Source organism: Methylotuvimicrobium buryatense 5G (assembly GCF_000341735.1).
Classification (GTDB): Bacteria; Pseudomonadota; Gammaproteobacteria; order Methylococcales; family Methylomonadaceae; genus Methylotuvimicrobium; species Methylotuvimicrobium buryatense.
Genome location: NZ_KB455575.1, coordinates 1,927,727 through 1,953,307, shown reverse-complemented (window position 1 = coordinate 1,953,307; position 25,581 = coordinate 1,927,727). Strand labels below are relative to the sequence as shown.

Sequence of the window (25,581 nt, the reverse complement as noted above, 5' to 3'; positions counted from 1 at the left end):
TCAGGAAGCTCTAACTTCCCGACAATCAAGAAAGATTGAACGAGCGAGTCGGGGTTGATTGAGAATGTGCGGAGGTTGTGTCGGTCATAGGAAGCTGGAGCTTGGGAAAGAGCGTGATGCGGGTTGGACGTTTTTAGCTTGATGCGCATGAATTTACAAACCCGTCCCGCAGAGTCTATTCAAAAGCTTGCCATCCCTGGCATTTCCTTAAGCATCGCCGAAATTAGAAGTGCGAAAGGTATAACGACTGCCGAGCAGTCATTTTTTCAACTCGATTTTTAAATTTATGTTCGAACTCTATCTCGATAGCGCCGATATCGCGCAAATCGCTCGCTTTCATGACTGCTTGCCGGTCAAAGGCGTGACGACTAATCCATCCATCCTGGCCAAGTCCGGGGTCGGTTTGAATCAATTATTATTGAATTTGGCCGAATTGATCGGTCCCGAAGCCCGTTATCATGTTCAGGTCGTTAGTTCGACTGTCGACGGCATGGTCGAGGAAGCGAAACGCTTACAGGATTTACCTTACGATATTGTCGTGAAAGTGCCGGCCAACGAAGCGGGTTTAGCCGCAATCAAAAAAATCAAAGCCGATGAGATAGCGGTTCTGGCCACGGCTATCTATAGCGTTCAGCAAGGATTTTTAGCTGCTTTGTGCGGAGCGGATTATCTGGCGCCCTATGTCAATAGAATCGATGCGATGGGCGAGAATGGGCCGCAAGTGGTTGCCGATTTGCAACATTTGCTCGATCGCCAAAAATTGCCGTGTAAATTGTTGCCGGCCAGTTTCAAGAACACTCGGCAAGTACTCGATGTGTTGAGTGCGGGAGTGAGCGCTATTACTCTGCCGATCGAGATTGCCGAACAAATGCTGGGGCATCCGGCGGTGAATCCCGCGGTCGCGCAATTCGATTTGGATTGGTGCAATGTGTTTGGTAATCAGTTGTCGTTTGAAAGTTGACGCATGAATCCGGCGTTGCGATCGGTAACGTCTTTGTTTCTGCAATTCAATCAAATCGGAGAGACGACAATGACGATGAATTGGCAAGTAATCGCCGAGCGAATCGAACAGGCGACCGGACGGCCTTTTTCGGTAACGGAATCCCGTCCGGTCGGCGGCGGCGATATTAATGAAGCTTACCGGTTGCGTAATGACGAACGAACTTATTTCGTAAAATTGAATCGTCCGGCTGCGGTCGATATGTTCGAGGCCGAAGCCGAAGGATTAAGAGAAATAGCCGGCACCCGGACGATACGGGTGCCCGAACCGGTCGTGTGCGGGCAAACCGAGCAGCGGTCGTTTCTGGTTTTAGAATATATCGAGTTCGCTCCGTCGAGTTCTCGTTCCGAGCGCCAATTAGGGCGGCAATTGGCGTTACTGCATAGTGTGGAGCAGCCTTATTTCGGGTGGCATCGAGACAATACGATCGGCAGCACGCCGCAACCGAACGGCCGTTATGACGATTGGCCTGGTTTCTGGCGCGAGCAGCGATTGGGGTCTCAGCTACGACTAGCGGCGCAAAACGGTTATCGAGGCCGGTTGCAAAGCCAAGGCGAGCGGCTTTTGGCGGATATGGATGCCTTGTTCGACGATTACCGACCTAGGCCGTCTTTGTTGCATGGCGACTTATGGGGCGGCAATGCCGCTGTCGCAACCGGCGGGGTACCGGTAATTTTCGATCCGGCCTGTTATTACGGGGACAGCGAAGCAGACTTGGCGATGACCGAGCTTTTCGGCGGCTTTAGCCGGGATTTTTATGCGGCTTATCACGAGGTCTTGCCGCAAGACCCAGGATATAGGGTTCGAAAGACCTTTTATAATCTTTATCATATTTTGAATCATCTCAATTTATTCGGTTCGGGCTACTTGAGCCGGGCCGAAACGATGATCGGGCAGCTGTTGGCTGAAATTTAGGATTTCGTGATAAATAACGTCCTGGCGCTATGAGCTTTTGTTGAGAGTTCGGCAACTCGCTTGATACAGGGGGGGCGCCATGAATACATCCATATAGATACTCTGTTCAAAATCAAGTTAAAAATGGGCATTTTCTATAACTCAGTAATTGCCGAGGAGCAAAAAACTGCCCTGCTGCCGACATCCTCGCCAAGCACACCCCACACCCTTTTTGATCTCCAAATTGGGAATTGCTGACCAAACCCCTTCCAACAGTTGTCTAAGTTATACCTTTCGCACTTCAAATTTCGGCATTAGCCTATGGAGGTGCCGGGGTGTTAGGTCGATTTTGCTCCTGCAAAATCGACATTCACGCCATCCATGGCGCTCGCAAAGGCTTTGATAGCATGGATACTATCATAGAGCCTACATGGACGTATTTACGGCGTCCTTTGACGAGCACCCCGGCACCGAAATTTGATAAGCAAAGGGTATATTTCATGCTCGATCCTTATCGGTTAACGGCATTGAATAGATAGACAAGAAATATCATCGTGAATTTCATTGTTTTGCATGTAGTCGGATAATTCGGCTTTAATGGTTTGTATTCGTTGTCCCGATGTAGATTGTTTTAAGGTTTTCAACAACCAATCATGGCCGGAACATTCGGAGAGAGGGTCTTCAATGTCGACGAGTCCGTCGGAATAGAAAAATAATTCGCACGCTTGCTGCCATTGCCAGATTTCTGTGCCATCGTCAAATTCGTCATCGTCCAGTACGCCGGCGAATGTATGTTGCGATTTGAAAGCACGGATAGGAATGCCTTGAAGATCCAGAGCCCATTGGTCGGGTAAGCCCCCGTTCCATATTTCAATCCATTGGTTACGGTTATCGACCATGCCTAGGGCTAATGCCACGAAATGCCCGGCTGGTAATTCTTTTTTTAGGCGATTGTTGATTTCTCTAGCAATGCAAGAAACCAATAATCTTTTTTTCGTCATCCCTTGAAAGACTTGGTTGACGATGATGGTCGGCAGTGCGGCAGCGAGTCCGTGTCCGGTCGAATCGGCCAACATAAAATAGAGACGGTCGGGGCTGATACGTTTAACGCAAACTAAATCGCCGCTAAAACGTCTGGCTGGCAGTAGCCAATAATTCAACTGCGGGTCTTGTAAGTCGTTTTGATGAATCAAACGATCGAAGATCGTCTGCGCGAAACGCTGTTCGACTTCATTTTGGTCTTGGTAAGCTTGGAGTTGGCGCTTTCCTTCAATGATGCTGTTTTGCATCTCGATCGACCGTTCGATACTTGTTAGCTTCGCATAGAGAATCGCTGGATTGATGGGCTTGGGCAAATAATCGTCGGCGCCGGCCTCAAGGCCTTTGACGACATTATCCTCGCCGTCGACAGCGCTTAAAATAAGAATCGGAACCCATTTATCGATATTCAAGGCTCTGATTTTGGCGGTCGCTTCAAAGCCATCCATGACCGGCATCATGATATCCATCAGTACTAAGTCCGGCTGTTCGTGATTGAATTGTTCGATGGCTTCGAGTCCGTTTTCGGCAAATAGGATTTGATGCGCTTTTCGCGATAATAGCTTAAACAGCATCAGTCTGTTTTGCTCTATGTCGTCTACGACCAATATTTTCATGGCTTGATGTGATTCGTGTGAGTTGAACTATTGTGACGCAATTGTCAATAATAGTTGCGCGTTATAAAACCGGCAAGAAAATAAGGAATCTAAGGCTCGAAGCAGACCGGTAATTGCTATAAAATGAGCGGGTTTACCTTGATGTTGCGGTTTAATTCGAGCTTGCCATGAACTAGCTCAACTATGACGACTTTATGATTTAATGAAAATACTCATTTTAGGCGCCGGCGTGACCGGCTCGTCCGTTGCCAGTGCTTTGGCAAGCGAAGAAAACGATATTGTTGTAATCGATAGAAAACCGGAATTATTAGCGGCGTTGAAGGAACGCTACGATATTGCCACGGTAGCCGGTAATGCGGCCCATCCCAGTATATTAGAGATGGCCGGTGTCCGCGATACCGATATCGTCATCGCGGTAACCGACCGGGATGAAACCAATATGCTGGCTTGCCAGATCATCAACACTTTATACAGCAAGCCAAAAACGATCGCTCGGGTAAGAGCTATCGATTTTCTTAAGCATCCCGAATTATTCAATCCTTATGGTATCGCGATCGATATCGTGATCAGTCCCGAACAGATTGTGATGGAAGCGATTCATAATTTAATCAAGTTCCCGGGTGTTTTACATATTTCTTCATTTGCGGATGGACTGGTAAGGCTCTTTTCGATCAAGGCCGTCCCAGAGGGGTTTTTGACGGGCAAAAAAATCAAGGCGCTCAAACAAAAACTCGCTAATGGAAAGATTCGAGTCGTGGCGATATTCAGACAGGGCGAGTCATTGGAGGTTAATGGCGAGGCCGATATTCTCGAAGGCGACGAAGTTTTTTTCGTTTCTCCGCGGCATAAAATCCGCAAAGTATTGACCGAACTTCATACCTTGGAAGAACCGGTCAAAACGATCATGATTGCCGGCGGCGGCCACATAGGCAAACGCTTGGCGATGGCGCTGGAGCATAATCACCAGGTTAAGGTTATTGAGCATGACCCGGTACGGGTTAAGAAAATTGCCAACGAACTCGAAAATACTGTGGTACTACAGGGCGATTGTACCGAGGAAACGTTACTCGTCGATGAGCTAATTGCCAAGACCGATTTGTTTTGCGCAGTTACTAATAACGACGGCGTCAATATTATTGCCGCCGCCTTGGCAAAAAAGCTGGGAGTCAAAAAAACGATTTGTTTGCTCAATCATGGCTCGTATATCAAGTTATTGACGGGCAGTGAAATCGATGTCGTGGTTCAACCGAATCAGGAAACCTTAGGGCATATACTCAAACATGTTCGCAAAGGCGATGTTGCCAGGGTAAGCTCTTTATGCGGCGGGAGCGCCGAAGCTATCGAGGCAATAGCGCATAAGGACGAAGACGGCCGCTCATTATCGGTCGTGGGGCTTAGAGTCGATGAAGTGAAACTTCCCGAAGGTGTCGTGCTGGGCGCCTTGATTCGAAATAAAGAAGTCGTTCCGATTCATCACGATACGGTTTTCGAAGAGAACGATCATATCGTGATGTTCGCGCTGGATAAGAAACTCGTTAAAAATATTGAAAGTTATTTTCAGCGCATTTAACGGACTATCATATGCAAGCTAAAGTCGTTTTAAGAAGCATCGGACTGATGTTGATGATGTTCAGCACCACACTGTTCCTGCCGTTGTTGGTTTCTTATATTTACCAGGATCAAGCCGAATCATTGTTTTGGCAAAGTTTTTTGATCCTATTGACGGCGGGTGCCGTGCTTTGGTTTCCGTTCCGTAATGAAAAGCGTCAACTCTATCATCGCGACGGTTTTTTGATCGTCGCTTTATTTTGGATGATACTGGGGACGATGGGAGCCGTACCGTTTATTTTAGGCGATACGCCTAGTTTGTCGATCACCGATGCCGTGTTCGAATCGGTTTCGGGTTTCACGACGACCGGCGCAACCATTCTCGAAGGTTTGGACGATATGCCGAAATCGATTTTGTTTTATCGGCAATTGTTGCAATGGTTCGGCGGGATGGGCGTTATCGTGTTGGCGTTGGCGGTTTTGCCGGTATTGGGCATCGGTGGCATGCAGTTGTTTCGGGCCGAAGTACCGGGGCCGGTCAAGGACAGTAAGTTGACGCCACGTATAGCAGGGACCGCTAAGGCGCTTTGGGTGATCTATTTAGGGATTACGATAATCTGTGCGATCGCTTATCGAATTGCCGGTATGGATTGGTTCGATGCGATCGGGCATTCATTTTCGACGGCGGCTAATGGCGGTTATTCGACGCATGACGACAGCATCGGCTTTTTCAAAAATCCGGCGATAGAAATCGTCGCGATTTTTTTTATGGCCGTATCCGGTATGAATTTCGCTTTACATTTCGCAGCATTGCAAAGCGCGTCATTGAAAGTTTATCTATTGGATAGCGAGGCGCGTACCTATTTACTACTGATGATTTTATCGGGGTCAGTGGTCGGAGGAATTTTGTATTATGAAGGCATCTCTGATTTTTCGTTGTTCGATGCGATGCGGCATGGCATGTTTCAAATCGTCTCGTTTATGACCACAGCCGGATTTTCCACGACCGATTTTTATAACTGGCCAGGGCCGGTACCGGTAATGCTGGTGTTTATCGGTTTTGTCGGCGGCTGTGCGGGTTCGACGGCTGGAGGCTTGAAAGTCATACGCGTAATGTTGCTTTATAAACAAGGTGACCGAGAAATCCAACGCTTGATTCATCCGAATGCCAGTATTCCTGTTAAAGTGGGTAAGGAAGTGCAGCAAGAACGCATTATCGAGGCGGTTTGGGGATTTTTCGGTTTATATGTCGTATCCTTCGTAGTGATTATGCTATTGATGATGGCCGGAGGGCTCGATCAAGTGACGGCATTTTCGGCTGTCGCGGCCTGTATCAATAACGTCGGACCCGGCTTGGGGGATGTTGCGACAAGTTTTAGAACGGTAAGCGACCCGGTCAAGTGGTTGGCTTGTTTTGCGATGCTGCTGGGTCGCTTGGAAATATTTACGATTTTGGTATTGCTTTCGCCGAAATACTGGCGATACTAGACGGGTAAATAGCTACAAAATTAGGCTTAAGTTTATGAATAACCGAAGCGAAATTGAGCATATTCAGAGGGAGTTCGCGAATGCGTGCAAGCAATACGAGCAATTGCGGCATGTATCTGTGCAAGGTAATCTCAGTACGAAAATGGCCTTTGATCAATGCGCGCCGGTATTGAACTCTAAGAAACAAAATACTGAACGGTTTTTGACAAAATTGACTACGAAAGAACCGGAATTAGACGAATATAATCTTCAAAGCGCCAGAAAAACCTTACAGGAATTCATTGTTGCATTGCGAGATTCCGAAATTAAAATCCGAAACGCACGTACCATGCCGCCGTTCCTGTATTAATTTCAGTAAAGCGCAAGCTTTCGAATTGAGGCTTAATGCGAATCATAAAATGCTGTAAAAGGCGCCGAATCGCTTAGCAAATAAGGCTCTCATAGAACCATGCGGGAAACCGATGCCCGGCTTCTAACACGCGAAAGAAACGGGATCGTTGCTGATTGTCAATAGAGCAGCAATATTACTGTTGATAAAATTTCGCTTTAGGTAATCAGTCGCGCTTTCATTTTTTACTCCCTTTATTACGATCGAACGAATTTAAGTTCATTTGAGGAGAACCTATGGCTCAGTATGCAATCATTGGTTTAGGCCGTTTTGGCATGACGCTGGCATTGCAATTGGCAAAGATGGGTAACGATGTGATTGGTGTCGATAACGAAAGAAAGGTTATCGAACGAGTGGCGAATTCCCTTAGTCATGCCATGATCGCCGATGTAACGGATGAAGGGGTCTTAAAAGAGTTGAGTTTGGATTACTATGATGCCGTGGTTGTCGCAATCGGCGAGGACATGCAGGCCAGTTTGATTTGCGTGGTTCATTTAAAAAACCTGGGTATTAAGAATATTTGGGTTAAAGCCACGACAGAAGAACATCACCTTATTTTGAAAAGCTTGGACGTAAGCCGAATTATTCACCCGGAAGAGGAAATGGGGATAAGGACGGCACGAGCGCTTCATTATCCGATGGTACGGGAGTACATGACTTTGGGTGACAGGCAGTATGTGGTTGAAATTCCTGCTGTTGAAAAACTCTCAGGCTCATCATTGGCGGACTTGCTATCAGAGGTAAAAAACCAGGTGTTTTGTCTTTTGATCAAGCGGCGCGAGAAATTATATCCTTCCCCTCACGAACAATTTGTTATCGAATGCGGCGATGTGCTGATTTTGGCGGGAGACAGGCCATCATTGACAAAGTTGGTGCCGAGGTTAATGTAATTCGATGCGTACTAAGCTCACATTGCAGCGTCATTTTAAAAAACACCGGTTAAAATTTTCTCACGCTGTTTTGAAAGCCAGTCCCCCCGCGATTCTGGTTGCGGGTTATCTGGGATTAATCACTGCGGGCACTCTTTTGCTCAAACTTGAGATCGCGACCAATAAAGCGATTGGTTGGCTTGATGCGCTGTTTACTGCGACGTCGGCCGTTACAGTAACCGGTCTTGTCGTGCTTGATACCGGCACCGATTTTAGCTTGTTCGGACAAATCATCATTGCCTTGCTCATTCAGTCCGGCGGATTAGGGTTTATGACGTTTTCCATTTTGACAGCGATGAATCTCGGAAAAAGAATTGGGATCAAGCATCAACTCCTTGCACTTGAAGCGCTGAACCAAACAAGTATGAACAAAATTTGGGAAGTTGCCGTTGCGGTAATTTATTTTGCGTTTGTCATTGAAGCGGTAGGATTAATTTTACTGACCGTATTATGGAGTACCGATTATGGATGGGTTAAGGCGCTTTACGAGGCTTTTTTTTATACAGTCTCAGCCTTCAACAATGCGGGCTTTGCCCTGTCTGCTGACAGCTTGACGCGTTATGTCGATAATGTTCCGGTCAACCTGGTTGTTAGTGGGCTGTTTATTACTGGAGGGCTCGGCTTCGTCGTATTATTGGATTTGTGGCAGATCCGGAGTTGGAAAAAACTGCAAATATACAGTAAAGCCATGATCGGCGGCACTCTGATGATTAATCTGGTATCTTGGTTAATGGTTTGGTTATTCGAGCGGCACAATCCCGCTACGATTGGAAATTTTCACTTATCCAGTCAATTAATCGCTTCATGGTTTCAGGCGGTTACACCTCGCACAGCAGGATTTAACGCGTTGCCGATCGAATCGCTAAGCGACTCGACTACCTTGCTGACTTTATTGCTGATGTTTGTCGGGGGCGGATCCTTGAGTACCGCAAGCGGCATTAAATTAGGTACCTTTATTGTCATTTTTATGGCGATCTATGCCTTTCTAGGAAGGCGGGACGAAGTGACATTAATGCAGCGGTCAATTTCCCAGAATATTGTCATGAAGGCTTTTGCGATTACGCTGATTTCCATCGTCTTGGTATTCATCGGAACCCTTTTATTATCGGTGTCGGAGCAAGCGCCGCTGGTGGATGTCTTATTCGAAGTCGTTTCCGCCTTAGGCACGGTAGGTTTATCGAGAGGGCTTACCGGCGAATTATCGGTGACCGGCCAATGGATCATTATGATTCTAATGTTTGTAGGGCGTTTAGGCCCATTGACTTTTGTATATGTCATAGCGACGCCCAGGCCAAGACGGATAAACTATCCTAGTTTAGATATCCAAGTAGGTTAGGCAAAGTGGAGATTTCTGTTTTTACTGAATCAAATACTGTGGCTTCTACGAGAGAGGTGCACCCGAATAATCGGAGCAGTTAAATAATGGCAGTTCGTAAAAATTCAACAAAGATTGTTATCACTGAAGCCGGGCTTTTATTGCCGAAAGGGAAAAGCAAGCGCCTGGCGTCAATAGCAAAGCCTACGCATAAATCGGAGGGATTGGAAAAACTCGCCGTTTTAACCGGCGGTAAAGAAGTAATTAAGCTGAATCAAGAAGCTTTGGCTTTACTGCAAAATGCTGTGCTGACTATAAATCGCAGAATAGACGAAATCAAAAAACACTATCCGCCCGGTAAGCAAAATATGTTGTTTGCGATTCGATACGGGGATCTTGAAAAGCTAAAGCAAAGACGCTTGAAAGAGATTTTCGAGTTGCTTGATATAGAGAAGCCGGCGAAATTCAATCTGATAGCCGAGTTGAATTATTTCGGGGTAAAAGTTAGTTATACCGACTAAAGTAAATCCTTCCCGGATAACATTATGATCGATACCGCAACGGTTGCTTTAGCCGCTTTATTTACGACGGTCGGGCCATTGGATGTGGCTGCCGTTTTTACCGCGATGACAGCTTCGGCTACGCCCAAGGAGCGACAGGTCTATGCGGTTCGCGGAGTCGCGATTGCGACCATGATTTTATTGGTCTTTGCGTTTGCCGGCGACTTTTTATTGAATAGTTTGGGCATTTCGCTGGCTGCCTTGAGAACCTCGGGCGGCATTTTATTATTTTTGATTGCTCTCGATATGGTTTTCGCGCGTTCTTCGGGAGCGCTTACGACAACGTCGGCGGAAACCGATGAAGCCCGTTTGAGGCATGATATTTCAATTTTTCCCTTGGCGACTCCGCTGATTGCCGGTCCCGGCGCTATGGGTGTGATTATTTTGCTAATGGCCGATTCTGCCGGCGATTTCTCCCGTCAATTGGTCGTTTTGTCGTCATTGTTCATTATCATGTTGCTGACGCTGTCGATCTTGTTAATGGCTAGTCAAATTCATCGATTCTTGGGTGTTACCGGCATCCAAGTCATTACCCGGATTTCGGGGATTCTACTCTCGGCATTGGCGGTTCAGTTTGTTTTCGACGGTATTGTGCAGAGCGGTTTGATGGGGTAGGTGAAAGGTGAAAGGTGAAAGGTGAAAGGTGAAAGGTGAAAGGTGAAAGGTGAAAGGTGAAAGGTGAAAGGTGAAAGGTGAAAGGTGAAAGGTGAAAGGTGAAATTGGCGCTTGACAAGTGGTGGGAAAACCGCATCATTTCACTATTCACTATTCACTATTCACTATTCACTATTCACTATTCACTATTCACTATTCACTATTCACTATTCACTATTCACTTAGACTTTCCGGCGAATCGGTTTAATCATTCCAACGCGCTTTATAGCCGCGTTCGTCGATATGCACGAAGGGGCCGTGGTGTGGCGTCTTTCGGTAACGCGCTAGGCCGCCGACGAATTTGTTGTATAGAGATTGACCTTCCATTTCCTCGATGATATCGATCAAAACCTTGGCGTCTTGGTAATCGCGTTTACCGTCTTTGTTGAGGTCGTCCATATAGCCGTCCTTGGGATTTACGTCGATGTAAATATCCGCGGCACCGCCATAGATGTGTTGGCTATAGGGGCCTTGTCCGAGCGATTTGTTATACCAGGGCGTTCGATAACCGCTCATGATATGCAGCGAATCGACCGGAAAATGCTTGCTGTACAGCGTTTCAATAATGTGTTCGAGCTTGAGCAGCAATCGTTCGCGCAGCACCAGATATTTCGGAAAGCCGCCTTTTTGATGGGAAAGGAATTCGCCGATCGTAAAATGCGGCGATACCTTAGTATCTTGATTGGCTTCGGTGACTTCGATAAAACCTTTCGGCGTTTCGTAGGTTGTCATGTTTTTAAACGGTAGGCGGGGATAGCTTCCGATTTGATACCCGTTCAACATGCCATTTTTCACGTTGCTAGCCGGTACCATGACAAAAACGTTCAGCTCTGTGGTTTCCTTGCTAATGGGATGAATCAAACGTAAAACGGTCAAACCAGGCTTATTGGGCGCTTGCCATTGCCATTGTTGCTGGGCAAGTTGCCGTGTTTTGCCTTGTTCGGCTTGAAACTTTACAGGGACAGAGGGTTTGTTTGTTTTGACTTGAAGAATAAATCGCTCATTAGGTAATAAAGAGATGCCAAGAGTATTAAAGGGAATGGTTTCGTCCTTATTGCTATGTTTCGAAAAAGAATGAATCGTGACTGAAAAACTGTTTCGTTCGCTGCGATGATGTCCTGCCTGTGATAGGTTGGAGTAAGTCAATAATACGATTATCAAGAATGCGCTTAATTTCATCAATGCTTTTGGGAGGTGGTTGGGAGCTAAAAGGATTTTTGTAATTTTTGGATGAGTTCGTCGTCACGGTTGTATATGTCTCTGCGAAATTGAACGACACCTTCCAAATCAACCCAAGCAGTCCAATACAAGATATGCACGGGAATCGGGTTAAGCAGCGTGACGGTTTTTTGATCGCTTTGGTCGAAAGCCTCTCGAATGGCGTCCGGCGTCATGCGGGAATTGTTTTCAAGCACTAAGTTTGCCAGCGCGAAAGGTTTGCCGACACGAATACAGCCGGAACTGAATGTACGATCGACCCGATTAAATAAACTTGGTTCCGATGTGTCGTGTAAATAAACGTTGTGCGGATTGGGAAACATGAATTTAACCTTACCCATGGCATTTTTGGGGCCGGGTTTTTGGACCAGGCGAAAGGGAAAGTTATTCGGGTTTACTTGCCGCCAATTGACCGATAATGGATTTATTTCTGTTCTATTGGCCCCCCAGCCACGGTAAAGCTTCATGTGATTTCGTTCGATGTAATAGGGGTCCCTGGCCAAAATAGGCAATTTGTCTTTGACGGCGATACTGTTCGGTACGTACCAGGAAGGGTTGATGACCAAATAAGTCATCGAGCCGGTAAATATCGGAGTCTCTCGGTATGTTTTACCGACAATGACCGGCATGTGCAGCAAGACTTCGCCGTTTCCGACAAAATCAAGTGCGAAGCCTGCAATATTGACCATGATATGGCGTGCGCCAAGATCCTCAGGAAGCCAGCGCCAACGTTCGAGATTGGCGCGAATTTGCGCGATTCGATGATCGACACCGACATTGAGAGCCTCAAGCGTGGCTCTTCCGACAATGCTGTCGGCTTCTAGTCCGTGGCGTTTTTGAAAGTATTTAACTGCTTGTTGTAATGGCTGATCGAATTCTTTGCTGTCAAGAACGGTATCGTTAGGCAAATCGCCTGAGGCGGCCAGTCTTTTTCTGAGTTCGATGATGCGAGGGTTTTTCTCGTTAGGGCGAAGGCTAGGGCCTTCCGTAACCGAAGGCCAACCGCCCCGGTCCTTGATCGCACGATAATCGGCCAATGCTTGCACCAGAGATCGGTAGCCGGGTTGTTTCGGCATTAACTCATTGAGGCTTTGCTCAATCGAATTGGTGTTGATCGCATCGGACAATATTTTGACCATATCGGTTGCACGTCGACCGGTATCCCATTTCGATTGGAGCTTTTGAGGGTTGACTTGTCCTTGTAATAAGTGGGTTCCGTATGTCAGAAAGGCATCGCTTAATAATAAGTCTAAATCGACCGAGAGTATCAAGATTTCGGATTCATTCAGTGGAGCTTTTAATCTTTCCAGGCGTTCATTAATTGCCGTGACATGGTAATTGCTTTTGTTGAGACCATGCTGATCCGCGCTATTCAGTATTTGCATCAGTTGATAAGCTTGCGGAGTCGGTTGACCGTTGGCAAGCCAAGCTTTAGTAAATTGCCTGTCCGAATAAAAGGTAATGAGGTCCTTTTGCGAGTTTAAAGGCTGGTTATCGATTGAAAGATCAAGAATCTCGGTCGCGGATTCAATTCGCTCGCGTAGCGATTCTGCAACGCTTAGATCCTCGGCAGCCGATATTTCCGGCAAGAATAAAGCGATTGACGTTAGCGCAATTAAAAATTTATGCAATGGTTGTTTCATTGGTTTCGTACGGTCGGATGGTGTTGGATGAATAAGGTGTTTAGGATAACCCTGTCACGGATTCGACAATTATAAATAGAGTAGTATTTTTTGAAACAGTTCTACCTGGTCTATAATTGCTCGAAAGTTTAATTGAAAGTATTGTGCCTTAACTCTGTCGATACATATATACCTTTCGCACTTCAAATTTCGGCAGTCCCTAAGGAGGCGCCGGGGTGCTCGGCAAAGGCTTTGCCAGCATGGATGCTGGCATAGAGCCTACATGGATGTATTCACGGCGTTCTTTGACGGGTCCCCGGTGCCGAATTTTGATCTACGATGAGTATAGATTTATTATAGGGCTGCTATTTACCCTAAAAAGCATACCTTTTGTATACCCATCGCACTTCAAATTTCGGTATTGACGCATGGAGGTGCCGGGGTGTTCGGCAAAGGCTTTGACAGCAGGGATGCTGTCACAGAGCCTACATGGACGTATTCACGGCGTCCTTTGACGGACACCCCGGCGCCGAAATTTGACCAGCAAAGGGTATACATTAAATTTTGGCGCCGACTTATCGAGGGAGGCGAGGTGTTCTGTGGGGACACGTTGACAATCCCTCACCTAGTCTTAGGTGATACTACCATTAAGTTAAGCCATCATAGTATAAGTAATGCTTGCATTCAGGCTCTAGTGTGTCTCATAAGCTTGCCATCCATGACACTGGATTCCGCCAGTCCATGGCGGAATGACGGACTTACCTTAACTTAATGGCAGTGAGCCTTAGGGGGATGTTAACCCGATGGCATAATTTGGCTAACAAAGGGTATAAATATTTGTTTATTATACCCGTCGTAGATCAAAATCCGGCGCCTGGGTGTCCGCCAAAGGACGCCGTGAATACGTCCATGTAGGCAAAGCCTTTGTCGGACACCCTGGCGCCTCCTCTAGCACTGCCGAAATTTAAAGTGCGAAAGGTATATGTCGATTAAACATTGACTGCGACACGGTTTTCAGTTTTTATGATTTGCATATTTAAAAAGGAGATTCCTAATGTTTAAAAAGCAGGCAATTGTTTTGCTGATTTCGGCTGTAACCGCGCTGAGTGGGTGTAACAGGGTTTATTATTCTCAGGATGTCGACGATGACGACTTGGTGGAAGTCAGTTACGATGCGGTAGATGAGTTATTGACACATCTCAGACAGCCATTGCCTAGAGGAAGCTTGGTTGTCGTTAACTCGTTAGTTAATGTGGATGATATGAGTCAATCGTTTTCGTTCGGTCGAATCGTTTCCGATCAAATTGCATCGGCATTTCATCGTTCAGGTTATCGTGTCATGGGTATGGAGTTACCGACCGAGATTTTCGTCAAAAATGATACCGGTATATTACAGTTGTCCGATGAAACCAAAGCCGGATTGGCCGAAATTGGGGCACAAGCTTTGTTAGTCGGTACTTTTGCGCCGGGAAAGAAAAACGCTTATGTGTCGCTAAGGGTTGTCGATATTGATAGCGGTTATTTTGTGGCGACTACCGATTATTCAATCGCGATGGGTCCCGATGCCAAAAACTTACTGAAACCTAAGCCGGTAGAAGAGGCTGCAAAAGATGAAGAAGAGCCTATGCCGGTGGTTGATGAATCGACGGATGATTTCGATTTGTTTGAATGAGCCTTAGGGGCAAACATTCTGATACCTTATCCGTATTCACCGCCGTCCTTGGCGTTCGAGCTGCCGTCAACTCCAGAGGCGACGACGCGTCATTCCGCCAGGGATTCACTCCGGGCTATCCTGCCCGGAGCCCTTCGGGTAAATGCAAATCCGTTCCATACGAATTTGTCGCGGAATCCAGTGCGATGAATGATAATCCTATAAAAAGCATTTCACCATGAAGATCATGAAGAATAGGAAGTTATACCTTTCGCACTTCAAATTTCGGTATTAGCCTATGGAGGTGCCGGAGTGTTCGGTCGATTTTTGCTCCTGCAAAATCGACATTCACGCCATCCATGGCGCTCGCCAAGGCTTTGATAGCATGGATGCTATCATAGAGCCTACATGGACGTATTTACGGCGTCCTTTGACGGGCACCCCGGCACCGAAATTTGACAAGCAAAGGGTATATTCAATAGTAATTTTTCACCCCCCCACTATCGTTCCCGCGCTCCAGCGTGGGAATGCAGCCCGAGACGCTCTAGCGTCTTCTGCGGGACGGGTTATTTAACCCGTCCCCAACGTTTCGGTTTGCCCTAAACATTTCGGCTGACTTCGGCCAAAGTCAAAACGTTTAGGACGGGGTTGCAAACCCCGTCCTGCTAGGGATTTGACAAGCAAACGGTATAATTCAATAGTAATTATTCACCCCCCACTATCGTTCCCGCGCTCCAGCGTGGGAATGCAGCCCGAGACGCTCTAGCGTCTCGTAACGCTGGAGAGGTACTCAGACACTCCCACGCAGAGCGTCACTACCATTAAGTTAAGCCATCACTGTATAAGTAATGCTTGCATTCAGGCTCTAGTGTGCCTCAAAAGCTTGCCATCCTTGGCACTGGATTCCGCCAGTCCATGGCGGAATGACGGGCTTACCTTAACTTAATGGCAGTGACGCAGAGACGTGGGAACGATAATTGCCAGGAGACTGAATATTTACCTTGTAGCAGTTATTTTGTACATATTCCTTAGGATAATGCGTAGCTTGACCTCCGTACAAACCAGGATATCGGCAATCAATGCCGATATAACGCTGACTAGCTACAATTTGATATCAAAAAAATTAGATACTGTGTCGTGATCGCTTTGGTCATCGACTTTTCCTTCTCTGACTAACCTGCATGTTTTGAACCCTGCGTTTAAAGCGGCTTCAAGTTCCTCGGTAATATCCGACAAAAATAAAATATTTTCCGGTTCGGTTTTGATTTGTTCGGCGATTGCCGAATAAGAGGCGGGCTCTTTTTTACCGCCAATGTGAGTGTCGAAATAGCCGGAAAATAGCGAGGTTAAGTCACCGAATTCGGTATGCTTGAATAAAAGTTTTTGCGCATAGACCGACCCCGATGAATACACATAAAGCTTGATCGCTTGATCGTGCCATTGCCGTAGGGCTTGAGCCGCATCGGCATAAATATGCCCCTTGAAATCGCCTTGACGATAACCGTGTTCCCAAATCAAACCTTGTAAGGATTTTAACGGCGTCACCTTTTGATCTTGATCGATCCATCGAATCATTTGTTCGATTAATGCTTCGGTATTCGTCGGGCCGTCGGTTAGCTTAGCGGCATCGTGCAATAATTCGCTAACTTCCGGTTCGTGACCATGGTTGCGAATGAATTCGGCAATATGGACTCTGGCATAAGGAAATAATACATCCTTGACGAAGGATAAAGATGAGGTTGTACCTTCAATATCAGTGACGATGGTTGTGATCATAAGTGTCTAATGTTTGGATTACGAAGAATTTAATGTGGGGAGTGTGGTTTAGCGAGGTTGGCGCTCAGCGCGCCTTCAAGCCTCATGAAATGGATTTACAGTGCTCCTTGGTGGTATACCTCATTACCAAACACAGTTGAACGAATCTTCAGCAAGGCACAAGGATAAAATAACTTTTTTGAATGGTTCCCACGCAGAGCGCACATCGTTATACCTGATTAGCAAGATGCTTCAGCTTGCCGAAGCCAACTGTCCGAGCAGTGACCAGTCTTAGCCACTTCTGCGGGACGGGTTATTTAACCCGTCCCCAACGTTTCGGTTTGCCCTAAACATTTCGGCTGACTTCGGCCAAAGTCAAAACGTTTAGAACGGGGTTGCAAACCCCGTCCTGCTAGGGATATGCTGGTTTTTGGGCTTTAGCTGAAGAAACTTGCTAATCAGGTCGTTATATACCTTTCGCACTTCAAATTTCGGCATTAGCCTATGGAGGTGCCGGGGTGTTAGGTCGATTTTGCTCCTGCAAAATCGACATTCACGCCATCCATGGCGCTCGCAAAGGCTTTGATAGCATGGATGCTATCATAGAGCCTACATGGACATAGTTACGGCGTCCTTTGATGGGCACCCCGGCACCGAAATTTGACAAGCAAAGGGTATACCGTCTTGCCTTCTTTTAGATAATGTGACTTCGATACCATTTATGGTTCCCTAACGTACCCGACTTCGAAATCGCGATCAGGGGATCGCTCCCACAGAGTATCCGCCGCCCTGCTGTGGGAGCGACGCCTTCGTCGCGACTATCGAAGCCACTGACGTTTAATATCCAGAGACCTATCAAACATCACCGTTCCCAGATATTCGATATAATCTGTTCAGCAAGTGTAACGGTACTTGTGTATAACGACGAGCGCAGAGCGTCACAGCCATTAAGTTAAGCCATCACAGAAATAAGTAATGCTTGCATTCAGGCTCTAATGTGCTTCAAAAGCTTGCCATCCATGGCGGAATGACGGGCTTCCCTTAACTTAATGGCAGTGGCGCAGAGCGTGGGAACGATAGGTATCCAGCTTTTCTGGTTGATGGTTACAGTGAGGTAATGAATAGCCTAGTTATTTCGAGCTCATTCCTAAGGGAGTCAGAGTTTTACTCCAATTGTTGAATATAGTCGTCGAAGCTGGGGAATTGTTCGGAAATTTTGCTACCGGTGAAATTCGCGACCCAGCCGTCCGGTGTCGTGAACAAGCGAATACATCGGAAATTCGGATTTTCGCCCATGTCGAACCAGTGTTTGGCGCCTGCCGGAACACTGATTAAATCGCCTTGCTCGCATAAAATGCAATACACCTCGTCGTCGACATGTAAGGAAAATAGCCCTCTTCCCTCAATGAAAAAACGGACTTCGAAATCGTCATGGATGTGTTCGGATAAAAACTTTTGTCGTAATGCCGCTTTATCGGGGTGATTCGGGCTGATACCGATAACATCGACGGATTGAAAACCGTATTCTTCTTGTAAGCGGTCAATCGGTTGCCGATAGGCTTCTAATATAGCATCCTGGTCGGCATCGTCCGGAAGCACGAATTCCGCGCTCCAACGTTCGAAACGGACATTCAGTGGTGTCAGCCGGGTTTGTATATCGCTGAAATCAAGATAGGTATTGCTGTTATTCGGGTCATTATCAGGGTATATAGTCAAGGCGCTCATCGGTTTAAGGCTCCGTACAGTCGTATTTCACAGTCAAATAAAAACTCCAACGCTTCAACATGCCTTAGCGCATCATCGACACTCCGGCCCCATGTGTAATAGCCGTGTCCCGAGATAATATAAGCATAAGTTGACTCGCGTCGATCCATATAAGCATCGATCGTAGCTGAAAGTCTATGCATATTTTGATCATTCGCGAAAATGGGAATGCTGATGCGCGTTTCATGTGTATCGATATCGGGTAACGCTTTCAAAAGTTCATAATCGTCGAGTACCAGCTCGGTTTTAAATAGCTTGGATATGAGCGTGGCATTTAACGAATGTGGGTGTAAAACGGCTTGAGTATCCGGAAATCTTTGATACAGCGCTGTATGCAATAGTGTTTCGGCTGACGGTTTTTTACCGTCAAGTGACGTACCGTCAGGAGCGATAAGCATGATGTCCTCGGCGCTCAGTCGACCTTTATGTTTGCCTGAAACGGTAATAGCTACGTTGCCATTAGATAGTCGTGCGGAAAAATTACCGCTAGTTGCCGGTACCCAGCCTTTGCTGTCGATAAAGCGTCCGGCTTCGATTAATTGCCCGGCTTTTTCGGAAAATTCGTCGTCGAGTGTCATGCTATTTGTTTATGGATATGAATTGGCGTCTATTTTACCGGTAATTGAATACGGATGCTTAACAGCAATTCCCAGTTTGAGCAGTTTCGCCGATTTTAGGGTGTGGGGTATGCCTGTCGAGGAACGCCGTAAACCCATCCATGGGGGCTTGGCGGCAGCTCGAACGCCAAGGATGGCGTGAATGCAGATTTTGCATGGAGCAAAAATCTGCCCTGCTGCCGACATCCTCGCCAAGCATACCCCACACCCTTTTTGATCTCCAAATTGGGAATTGCTGGATGCTTAAGCGATTACTATTGTATAAGAGAAAGATGCGGTAGGATTGCTCCTTTTTTTAACAGTAGGTTTTTTCGGTGAAATGGAGTCAATTTTTAGCGGTGGTGATTGTTGCCTCGCAGCTTAATGCGTGCACATGGATGTATGCCGATTTCAAAGCGCCAAAGGTTAAATTGCTGGCTATTAAGCCTTCACAGTTCGGCTTATTCGAACAGCGTTTTAATATACGCTTACGCCTGGAAAATAGGAATGATTCCGAATTAGCGATAAGAGACATGGCCTATGTACTGAAACTTAATGACGCTGATTTTGCTCAAGGCGTTAGCGATCAGGAAATTACGATTCCCGAATATGGTGAATACGTTGTCGAATTGCCCGTGAGCGTCAATTTAAAGACGCTTTTACGTCAATTGACTCGGCGTGATGGCGCTCCCATTCGCTACCAATTGACCGGGCATCTGGGTTTAATGCGCAGCCTAATAACGCTTCCATTCGATTATGAAGGGGAAGTTGAATTGGAGTTTTGATGGGGCAGCGGCATCAGCGATGAATGGATTGTAGTCGAATAGCATGAATTAGTAAGCGGCAAAATCACAAAAGCTGCGTAAAACACTATAATAAACGCTATTCAACTATTTCAAAAAGAGACCGTTCAACCATGGCCGACTCAGAAGATAAAAAAAAGTCAGTATCGCCTAAAACCTTTGCCGATGATTTAGATTCGATGCTCGATGATGCGGCTTCGTTAATCGATAGCGATGAGTTAATGAATGATGATGACGCTATCGACAAATTGTTGATGGATAGCGCCTTTGATGAACAAGAGTTGTCCGATGACGAAGACGAATTCGAGCAGTTATTTGCCGATGATTCGGCAGCCGGAGACCAAATAAACGATGAACTTGCCAATGATTTAAATACTGATAACGAGCTTTCAGAGGCTGAAAGCGATATCGATCAAGCCACGGTGCAGGTCGATTTTTCTGAAGATTCAGCAATGGCAGAAATCGACGAATTTTCAGATTTAGGTTTCGACGAGTTTGCAGAAACTGAGTCGGAGCCTGAACCGGAACCAAGCCCGGTTTTTTCCTCACCGAAAGAAGAAGAGGTCGAAGCGGTTTCCGAAACAGGTTTTGACAGCGATGACTTTACTTTAGCGGAATTCGATATTTCCGATCAGGAAGATGAATTTGACGAATTTACAACGACCCAGGACGAGAATATAGCATTCGACGAAGTAGAAGAAAATCCTCGAGCAATGGAAGATTCTGAAGAAGCTGAGCAAGAACCGGATCGGACGGAGCAGGACTTTGCGGTCTATAACGATGACTCGGCGCTCCCAGAAGCGATGACGGCGGATGCGCGCCATAAAGAAGTCGTCGATGATGTTATTACGACACAAATCAGCCAATTATTTAGTGAGCAGGAAATTTTAAAGCAACAATTGGCTACAATGAGCGCTTCGACGAGCCAGGGGCAGACCGATGAAATCGATCGATTGTCTAAGGCGCAAAGTCAATTAAAAAAGCAACTCGACAATGGCGGTAAAATACCGACGATTACTTATGTGGCAATGGCCATTGCCGTTGTGGCTTTATTAACAGCCGGCGTGTTCGCCTATTTGGCTTTGCAAAGCGATAATGAAATCGAGTCATTGACCGAATTAATCGGCACCTTGGAAGAAAATCAAGCCGAATTGAATGCTTTGTTGATCAAAAACAGTATGCCGGAAGCCGCTCAAACAAGCCCAGCGCCAATGGCTTTGCAAGATGAACCTACTGAAGGCGATAAAATTGAGGTCATTCCGTTAACACCGGTGGCACCGAAGCTTGCAGAAACGGAAACGAATGGAGCGGTTTCTCCGGAAGCTCAACTTGCAGGAGCGGCAAGCATGGCCGAGGCAACGCCGGCCGATAAGGCAAAGGAAACCGAGCAAGCGGAAGGCTCGCCTCCGCTATCCGATGTTCCCGAAGACGCTAATCAAGTAGCAGCATTGGAAGCCAAAATTAAAGAATTGGAAAAGAAGTTGGCTAAGGCGACCGCTCCTCCTGTCAAAAAAACGGTAAGCAAACCGTCAGCCCCGGTAAGACGAAGTCCGCCAAGAGCCGCAGCACCTTCGGCTAGTTGGTCGGTGAATCTGATTTCCTTTAAGCAAGACTGGTACGCCAATAGAAAAGCCGCTGAATTCTCAAGACAGGGTGTACCTGCCAAGGTTATTCCGGTGCAAGTTAAAGGAGAAACTTGGTATAGGTTATCGGTTTCCGGATTTAAGAGCCGGGATGAGGCGTCCGCTTATGCAGCCAGAGTAAAAAGAACGCATAATCTCGATTCGGTATGGATAGCGAGAGATTAGCCTAAGAAAGGTTCTACTTATACCTTTCGCACTTCAAATTTCGGCATTAGCCATGGAGTTGCCGAGGAGCAAAAATCTGCCCTGCTGCCGACATCCTCGCCAAGCATCACTGCCATTAAGTTAAGCCGTTCGTGGTGAGCCTGTCGAACCATGGACGGCTTAACTTAGGAACGAGCATGAAATAACTTAGACAACTGTTGGAAGGGGGGCGGTGGCTCGATTGACAGGTGTCGGCGGCAGGGATAGCCGCCGTCAAGCCTACATGGACGTATTCACGGCGTCCTGTCAAGCGAGTCACCGAACCTCCGCAAAGCCTACTACTTGTAGAAGTTATTTTGTGCATATTCCTTATCGACCCAGGATTTTTCCATTCACCCTTCGACAGGCTCAGGGCGAACGGAAAAATCCTTAACTTAATGGCAGTGTCGCCAAGCATACCCACACCCTTTTTGATTTCCAAATTGGGAATTGCTGGTATTTACGGCGTCCTTTGACGGGCAACCCAGCACCGAAATTTGACAAGCAAAGGGTATAATTCTTAGAAGTTTTTTCGATCAAAAGGGAGTAAAACGGCTTCGGAAAGACGAGAAAGAAATTAATTTGCTACTGATTATCCGTACTAGTTATTCTGTTGTTACGGCAGAATTGCTACAAATGTGATCGTGATTTCAGAAATCAAGTTTAATTTTCACTATGATTTTGTGGAAATTGTTGATATCAAGATACGATTATGAAGAATCGACTCATTTTTATTGAGCATGAATCAAGCTTAACCGCTACTGAGAACGACCGGTTCCGCATTATATTGGGGTTACCGGAGCGCATATTCGACCATATCGAACAAGACATAGACGCATTGGCTGAATTTCTAGCCCATGAAATAGTTCGGAATCCTCAAAACCTCAGCAATCATATCCGGCGTATTTATCTTTGCTATGGCAAGGATTGGCAGGAAGCTTTGTTTGCGGCGTTAGTCGATTTTTTGATGGTATTGAATAACCGGGGAAAACCTATCGCTCGGCGAATGATTCTCGGTTCGCGGTCGAAATTGACTTCGTCTCAGAGAGATATTCTGATGGTTGCGATCAACGAAGATAATGAATTCGTTGCAAAACTGCCGAGCAGTCGTTTTAGTCTTTTAACTGAAGGAACGCTAGGCTGCACGCAAGTGATAGAAAAAATGAGTTCATCGGATAGCGGCTCTCGAGATCCTCTACAGTTGGCCCAAGACGCAGTCGAATATAGTCAATTAAGCGAGGCGATGGCTATATTGGAACAAGCGATGACGGAACAACCCGAGCGTATTGATTTACAAGATGCCTTATTGGAATTATACCGCTCTACCCATGATCGTCCCCGGTTTGCGCGCGCTTTTGCCGCGTTGCGGCAACAAAATACCAATGTGCCTGCTGCGTGGATCGCATTAAATGATTATTTCAAAGAGCTCAGCGATGCTAAAGAAATCAACTAAAGAAACGCTAAAAGTCGTGCTTTCCGGGATGGATGAGCGAACTCGAAAAACGCTCACTTTATATCTCCATGGCCCGTGTAAGGCTGCCGGCGTCACGATAGTCGATTTTCTTGAGGCGGACTTGGAAATTATCGATGCGGATTTGCGAGAAGGCCGGTTATTATTGAGTAAACGGTTTAGCGAGACTTTGCATCGCCCTCTGATCGTTTTGTCATTGCAAGAAATAAGTCGCGAAGGTGTTTTCTACATTAAAAAACCGGTACAAGTCGAGTCGATGTTGGCGGCGCTCGATAAGATTAGAACTCAGCTTCGGCAATTACAACAAAATCGCTCAATTGCTTCGGCTAAACCCGGTCTCCTTAAAGAGAAAGAGTCGTCGACGAATTCTCGCACATCCCCTATCACTAACCATCAGGTATCGGAGCCGACTAAAAAACAGCTTGAAGTCGATGCAAGCGAGCGTAATAAATCGGCTAAACATCAAACCGCGATGCAATTAAGCGATAAAGGGTTTTCAGTATTATCGGCGGGGCTTGAGCCATTGGATATCAATAATATCGAGCAACTGAAGCGCGCCGCTTATAATCCGAAAGAATATTTTCAAGGCTTCGTGCAATCGGCTATCAAAGTAGCAAAGGATAGGGATCAGGTGTTGCAACTACACACCGGATGGAAGCTAATGTTGATACTGCCGCGTAGCAACGAAATATGGTTGGATGCTGACGATAAACAATTACGCGCTTTTTCCGGTTTGGCGATCAACAAAAATAGCTCTAAAAAAATGTCGATCAGCTGGCCGGACCCGAAGTTAATCCTTAACGGTGCCTTGGATAAGTTTCAAAATATGGAGGCGATTGTATGGAAACTTGCCTGCTGGACCTCTAAAGGGCGATACCCAAGACATATCGATATCGAACGCCCGGTGTATTTAAAACAATGGCCCAATTTAACCCGCTTAGTCGTGACGCCGCATGCACTTCGAATTGCCGCATTATTGATCGATAAACCGGTCGCTCCGATAAAAATTGCCGGGTTACTCCATATAAAACCCGAATATGTCTTTGTCTTCATTAGCGCGGCAAGTGCGTTAGGACTGCTCAAACAAAGCGACAGGAATGCAGATTGCGACATTCTGCCGCCCGAGCTAAAGCCTAACCGCAACAAGAGCTTACTGAGCCGCATCATCGATAAACTTAGAGTCAATAAACTCAATGGACTAGACAGTAATGAGCCAATATAAAATTATTTTTACCGGGCCGGTCGGTGCGGGAAAAACCACTGCGATCCAATCGATTAGCGATATTGCACCGATTAAAACCGACGCAGCAGCCAGCGATATGACCAAAAGCCGAAAAGCAGGGACAACCGTTGCGATGGATTATGGCGTAATGAATTTGGCAGGCGGGGAAAAATTACATTTGTATGGCACGCCGGGGCAAGAGCGTTTTGATTTCATGTGGGACATTTTGACATCGGGCGGTATTGGCTTGATATTGCTATTGGATAATACGCGCACCGATCCTTTTCAGGATATGAAATTTTTTTTGGAGGCGTTCTCCGACTTTATCGAGAAAACGCAAGTCGCGATTGGCGTGACACAAATGGATTTAAGTAGCCGTCCGGTAATCAATGATTATCATAAAAAACTTAAAGAAATGGACATGAATATTCCGGTTTTTACTGTCGATGCCCGAGTAAAGAACGATGTTTCATTATTGATACAGGCACTGCTGTATTCGTTGGATCCCGGCTTGGAGGCTTGACATGGCCGATTATAAACTGTCGGAGGGCCTATTTTTGTTGCCGACGCCGGCGGGCGCATATTATGCGGTTGCTTCGCGGGAACAAGACAAAGCCCGGCAATTTTTAAGAAGTTTATTTCGGCAACAAAGAACCCCGGCACTGACAGAAGACAGCTTACTTACGTTAATGGAAAACGACGAACCGCACATCTGTTTCGAACGATTGCATCATTGTCAAAGGCTTGGATTGGTGCAAGGGCTCGAACAAGCCATTGAGGCTCCGTCCGGCGCATTCGAGCAAATTTTGCCGAACATGCTGGGGAGCCTCACTGAAAACGGCAAGGTGTTATTGGCCGATCATCAAGGTTTTTATTTGGTTTGTCATGGTTTCGCGCATGAAACGGCCGAAGAATTGTCGGCTCTCGGTGCTGAAATTGCCTCGATACATGAGCGGCGCTCCGGATTGCTATTCAATAACATGGGCTTGAATAGTCATGCGTGGGCCGTTGTCGATGCTGCAGGCAATAGCCAGGTCGGCTTTTGGCCCTTATTTATAGGCGAAACTCGATTTATCGTTGCAATCAGCGGCATGCCTCATTTTAATCGGCCCGAATTCGTCGAGCTGGTTTGGGCCTTGTTCAGTCGTTATGCGGCTAACCGAAAATAAAGCTACTCCCTTTATGCTCAAAAAATCATTGCCATTAAGTTAAGGGAAGCCCG

At 46.5% G+C, this 25,581-nt stretch carries 22 protein-coding genes; 16 read left to right on the top strand and 6 right to left on the bottom strand.

The window, feature by feature from the left end; genetic code table 11:
• Positions 1-286 precede the first annotated feature (286 nt).
• Both METBU_RS0108720 and METBU_RS0108715 read left to right on the top strand, forming a co-directional pair.
• Complete coding sequence (locus METBU_RS0108720) at positions 287-961, top strand: transaldolase family protein (protein WP_017840254.1); 675 nt, start codon at positions 287-289, stop codon at positions 959-961.
• Positions 962-964: 3 nt separating this feature from the next.
• Positions 965-1,915: a fructosamine kinase family protein gene (locus METBU_RS0108715; RefSeq protein ID WP_017840253.1), complete on the top strand. Its 951-nt coding sequence runs from the start codon at positions 965-967 to the stop codon at positions 1,913-1,915.
• Between the two features lie 497 nt (positions 1,916-2,412).
• Here METBU_RS0108715 and METBU_RS0108710 read toward each other — a convergent pair whose 3' ends face one another.
• A complete protein-coding gene (locus METBU_RS0108710) occupies positions 2,413-3,549 on the bottom strand; it encodes a fused response regulator/phosphatase (protein WP_017840252.1) in 1,137 nt (378 codons plus the stop codon).
• Between the two features lie 202 nt (positions 3,550-3,751).
• Between METBU_RS0108710 and trkA the strand changes: the two genes are divergently transcribed.
• The 7 genes from trkA (at position 3,752) to METBU_RS0108675 (ending at position 10,392) form a co-directional block, all read left to right on the top strand.
• On the top strand, positions 3,752-5,119 hold the full coding sequence (trkA, locus tag METBU_RS0108705) for a Trk system potassium transporter TrkA (RefSeq protein ID WP_014148938.1): 1,368 nt from the start codon (positions 3,752-3,754) through the stop codon (positions 5,117-5,119).
• A gap of 11 nt (positions 5,120-5,130) precedes the next feature.
• A complete protein-coding gene (locus METBU_RS0108700; protein WP_017840251.1) occupies positions 5,131-6,585 on the top strand; it encodes a TrkH family potassium uptake protein in 1,455 nt (484 codons plus the stop codon).
• A 34-nt stretch (positions 6,586-6,619) separates the two neighbouring features.
• Positions 6,620-6,934 carry a hypothetical protein gene (locus METBU_RS0108695; RefSeq protein WP_017840250.1) on the top strand — a complete coding sequence of 105 codons (315 nt, stop codon included), beginning with the start codon at positions 6,620-6,622 and terminating at the stop codon, positions 6,932-6,934.
• Between the two features lie 275 nt (positions 6,935-7,209).
• Positions 7,210-7,863, top strand: coding sequence for a potassium channel family protein (locus METBU_RS0108690; protein ID WP_017840249.1), 654 nt, complete (start codon positions 7,210-7,212; stop codon positions 7,861-7,863).
• 4 nt (positions 7,864-7,867) lie between these two features.
• Positions 7,868-9,238, top strand: a complete 1,371-nt coding sequence (locus tag METBU_RS0108685; protein WP_017840248.1) for a TrkH family potassium uptake protein — start codon at positions 7,868-7,870, stop codon at positions 9,236-9,238.
• 86 nt (positions 9,239-9,324) lie between these two features.
• Entirely contained in the window at positions 9,325-9,738 is a 414-nt protein-coding gene (locus METBU_RS0108680) for a hypothetical protein (protein WP_017840247.1), read from the top strand.
• 24 nt (positions 9,739-9,762) lie between these two features.
• Positions 9,763-10,392 carry a MarC family protein gene (locus tag METBU_RS0108675; RefSeq protein WP_017840246.1) on the top strand — a complete coding sequence of 210 codons (630 nt, stop codon included), beginning with the start codon at positions 9,763-9,765 and terminating at the stop codon, positions 10,390-10,392.
• Positions 10,393-10,635: 243 nt separating this feature from the next.
• Here the strand turns inward: METBU_RS0108675 and METBU_RS0108670 are convergent, their stop codons facing one another.
• Both METBU_RS0108670 and METBU_RS23740 read right to left on the bottom strand, forming a co-directional pair.
• Positions 10,636-11,610: a D-Ala-D-Ala carboxypeptidase family metallohydrolase gene (locus tag METBU_RS0108670; protein WP_017840245.1), complete on the bottom strand. Its 975-nt coding sequence runs from the start codon at positions 11,608-11,610 to the stop codon at positions 10,636-10,638.
• 26 nt (positions 11,611-11,636) lie between these two features.
• Positions 11,637-13,292 carry a L,D-transpeptidase family protein gene (locus METBU_RS23740; RefSeq protein ID WP_017840244.1) on the bottom strand — a complete coding sequence of 552 codons (1,656 nt, stop codon included), beginning with the start codon at positions 13,290-13,292 and terminating at the stop codon, positions 11,637-11,639.
• Positions 13,293-14,325: 1,033 nt separating this feature from the next.
• Between METBU_RS23740 and METBU_RS0108660 the strand changes: the two genes are divergently transcribed.
• Positions 14,326-14,943, top strand: coding sequence for a FlgO family outer membrane protein (locus tag METBU_RS0108660; protein ID WP_017840243.1), 618 nt, complete (start codon positions 14,326-14,328; stop codon positions 14,941-14,943).
• A 1,080-nt stretch (positions 14,944-16,023) separates the two neighbouring features.
• Here the strand turns inward: METBU_RS0108660 and mtnC are convergent.
• The 3 genes from mtnC to METBU_RS0108645 form a co-directional block, all read right to left on the bottom strand.
• On the bottom strand, positions 16,024-16,698 hold the full coding sequence (mtnC, locus tag METBU_RS0108655; RefSeq protein ID WP_017840242.1) for an acireductone synthase: 675 nt from the start codon (positions 16,696-16,698) through the stop codon (positions 16,024-16,026).
• A gap of 1,143 nt (positions 16,699-17,841) precedes the next feature.
• Positions 17,842-18,402: a 1,2-dihydroxy-3-keto-5-methylthiopentene dioxygenase gene (locus tag METBU_RS0108650; protein WP_017840241.1), complete on the bottom strand. Its 561-nt coding sequence runs from the start codon at positions 18,400-18,402 to the stop codon at positions 17,842-17,844.
• Positions 18,399-19,019 (bottom strand): methylthioribulose 1-phosphate dehydratase, encoded by a 621-nt coding sequence (locus tag METBU_RS0108645; protein ID WP_017840240.1) that lies wholly within the window; start codon positions 19,017-19,019, stop codon positions 18,399-18,401. The genes METBU_RS0108650 and METBU_RS0108645 overlap by 4 nt, the downstream gene beginning before the upstream one ends.
• Before the next feature lie 353 nt (positions 19,020-19,372).
• Here METBU_RS0108645 and METBU_RS0108640 point away from each other — a divergent pair, with 353 nt between their 5' ends.
• The 6 genes from METBU_RS0108640 (at position 19,373) to METBU_RS0108615 (ending at position 25,528) form a co-directional block, all read left to right on the top strand.
• On the top strand, positions 19,373-19,822 hold the full coding sequence (locus METBU_RS0108640) for an LEA/WHy family protein (RefSeq protein WP_138767112.1): 450 nt from the start codon (positions 19,373-19,375) through the stop codon (positions 19,820-19,822).
• Positions 19,823-19,953: 131 nt separating this feature from the next.
• The gene (locus tag METBU_RS0108635; protein ID WP_017840238.1) at positions 19,954-21,648 is read left to right on the top strand and encodes an SPOR domain-containing protein; all 1,695 of its coding nucleotides are present in this window, start codon (positions 19,954-19,956) and stop codon (positions 21,646-21,648) included.
• Between the two features lie 730 nt (positions 21,649-22,378).
• Positions 22,379-23,119, top strand: coding sequence for a type IV pilus assembly protein FimV (locus tag METBU_RS0108630; RefSeq protein ID WP_017840237.1), 741 nt, complete (start codon positions 22,379-22,381; stop codon positions 23,117-23,119).
• Positions 23,100-24,359 carry a hypothetical protein gene (locus METBU_RS0108625; RefSeq protein ID WP_017840236.1) on the top strand — a complete coding sequence of 420 codons (1,260 nt, stop codon included), beginning with the start codon at positions 23,100-23,102 and terminating at the stop codon, positions 24,357-24,359. The genes METBU_RS0108630 and METBU_RS0108625 overlap by 20 nt, the downstream gene beginning before the upstream one ends.
• Complete coding sequence (locus tag METBU_RS0108620; RefSeq protein ID WP_017840235.1) at positions 24,346-24,882, top strand: GTP-binding protein; 537 nt, start codon at positions 24,346-24,348, stop codon at positions 24,880-24,882. Before METBU_RS0108625 ends, METBU_RS0108620 begins: the two co-directional genes overlap by 14 nt.
• 1 nt (position 24,883) lies before the next feature.
• Complete coding sequence (locus tag METBU_RS0108615) at positions 24,884-25,528, top strand: hypothetical protein (RefSeq protein ID WP_017840234.1); 645 nt, start codon at positions 24,884-24,886, stop codon at positions 25,526-25,528.
• Positions 25,529-25,581 lie beyond the last annotated feature (53 nt).

Excerpts from the sequence above, each read along its gene's own strand:
- METBU_RS0108720 (WP_017840254.1), top strand. The coding sequence starts at position 287 with ATGTTCGAACTCTATCTCGATAGCGCCGATATCGCGCAAATCGCTCGC.
- METBU_RS0108715 (WP_017840253.1), top strand. The coding sequence starts at position 965 with ATGAATCCGGCGTTGCGATCGGTAACGTCTTTGTTTCTGCAATTCAAT.
- METBU_RS0108710 (WP_017840252.1), bottom strand. The coding sequence starts at position 3,549 with ATGAAAATATTGGTCGTAGACGACATAGAGCAAAACAGACTGATGCTG.
- trkA (WP_014148938.1), top strand. The coding sequence starts at position 3,752 with ATGAAAATACTCATTTTAGGCGCCGGCGTGACCGGCTCGTCCGTTGCC.
- METBU_RS0108700 (WP_017840251.1), top strand. The coding sequence starts at position 5,131 with ATGCAAGCTAAAGTCGTTTTAAGAAGCATCGGACTGATGTTGATGATG.
- METBU_RS0108695 (WP_017840250.1), top strand. The coding sequence starts at position 6,620 with ATGAATAACCGAAGCGAAATTGAGCATATTCAGAGGGAGTTCGCGAAT.
- METBU_RS0108690 (WP_017840249.1), top strand. The coding sequence starts at position 7,210 with ATGGCTCAGTATGCAATCATTGGTTTAGGCCGTTTTGGCATGACGCTG.
- METBU_RS0108685 (WP_017840248.1), top strand. The coding sequence starts at position 7,868 with ATGCGTACTAAGCTCACATTGCAGCGTCATTTTAAAAAACACCGGTTA.
- METBU_RS0108680 (WP_017840247.1), top strand. The coding sequence starts at position 9,325 with ATGGCAGTTCGTAAAAATTCAACAAAGATTGTTATCACTGAAGCCGGG.
- METBU_RS0108675 (WP_017840246.1), top strand. The coding sequence starts at position 9,763 with ATGATCGATACCGCAACGGTTGCTTTAGCCGCTTTATTTACGACGGTC.
- METBU_RS0108670 (WP_017840245.1), bottom strand. The coding sequence starts at position 11,610 with ATGAAATTAAGCGCATTCTTGATAATCGTATTATTGACTTACTCCAAC.
- METBU_RS23740 (WP_017840244.1), bottom strand. The coding sequence starts at position 13,292 with ATGAAACAACCATTGCATAAATTTTTAATTGCGCTAACGTCAATCGCT.
- METBU_RS0108660 (WP_017840243.1), top strand. The coding sequence starts at position 14,326 with ATGTTTAAAAAGCAGGCAATTGTTTTGCTGATTTCGGCTGTAACCGCG.
- mtnC (WP_017840242.1), bottom strand. The coding sequence starts at position 16,698 with ATGATCACAACCATCGTCACTGATATTGAAGGTACAACCTCATCTTTA.
- METBU_RS0108650 (WP_017840241.1), bottom strand. The coding sequence starts at position 18,402 with ATGAGCGCCTTGACTATATACCCTGATAATGACCCGAATAACAGCAAT.
- METBU_RS0108645 (WP_017840240.1), bottom strand. The coding sequence starts at position 19,019 with ATGACACTCGACGACGAATTTTCCGAAAAAGCCGGGCAATTAATCGAA.
- METBU_RS0108635 (WP_017840238.1), top strand. The coding sequence starts at position 19,954 with ATGGCCGACTCAGAAGATAAAAAAAAGTCAGTATCGCCTAAAACCTTT.
- METBU_RS0108630 (WP_017840237.1), top strand. The coding sequence starts at position 22,379 with ATGAAGAATCGACTCATTTTTATTGAGCATGAATCAAGCTTAACCGCT.
- METBU_RS0108625 (WP_017840236.1), top strand. The coding sequence starts at position 23,100 with ATGCTAAAGAAATCAACTAAAGAAACGCTAAAAGTCGTGCTTTCCGGG.
- METBU_RS0108620 (WP_017840235.1), top strand. The coding sequence starts at position 24,346 with ATGAGCCAATATAAAATTATTTTTACCGGGCCGGTCGGTGCGGGAAAA.
- METBU_RS0108615 (WP_017840234.1), top strand. The coding sequence starts at position 24,884 with ATGGCCGATTATAAACTGTCGGAGGGCCTATTTTTGTTGCCGACGCCG.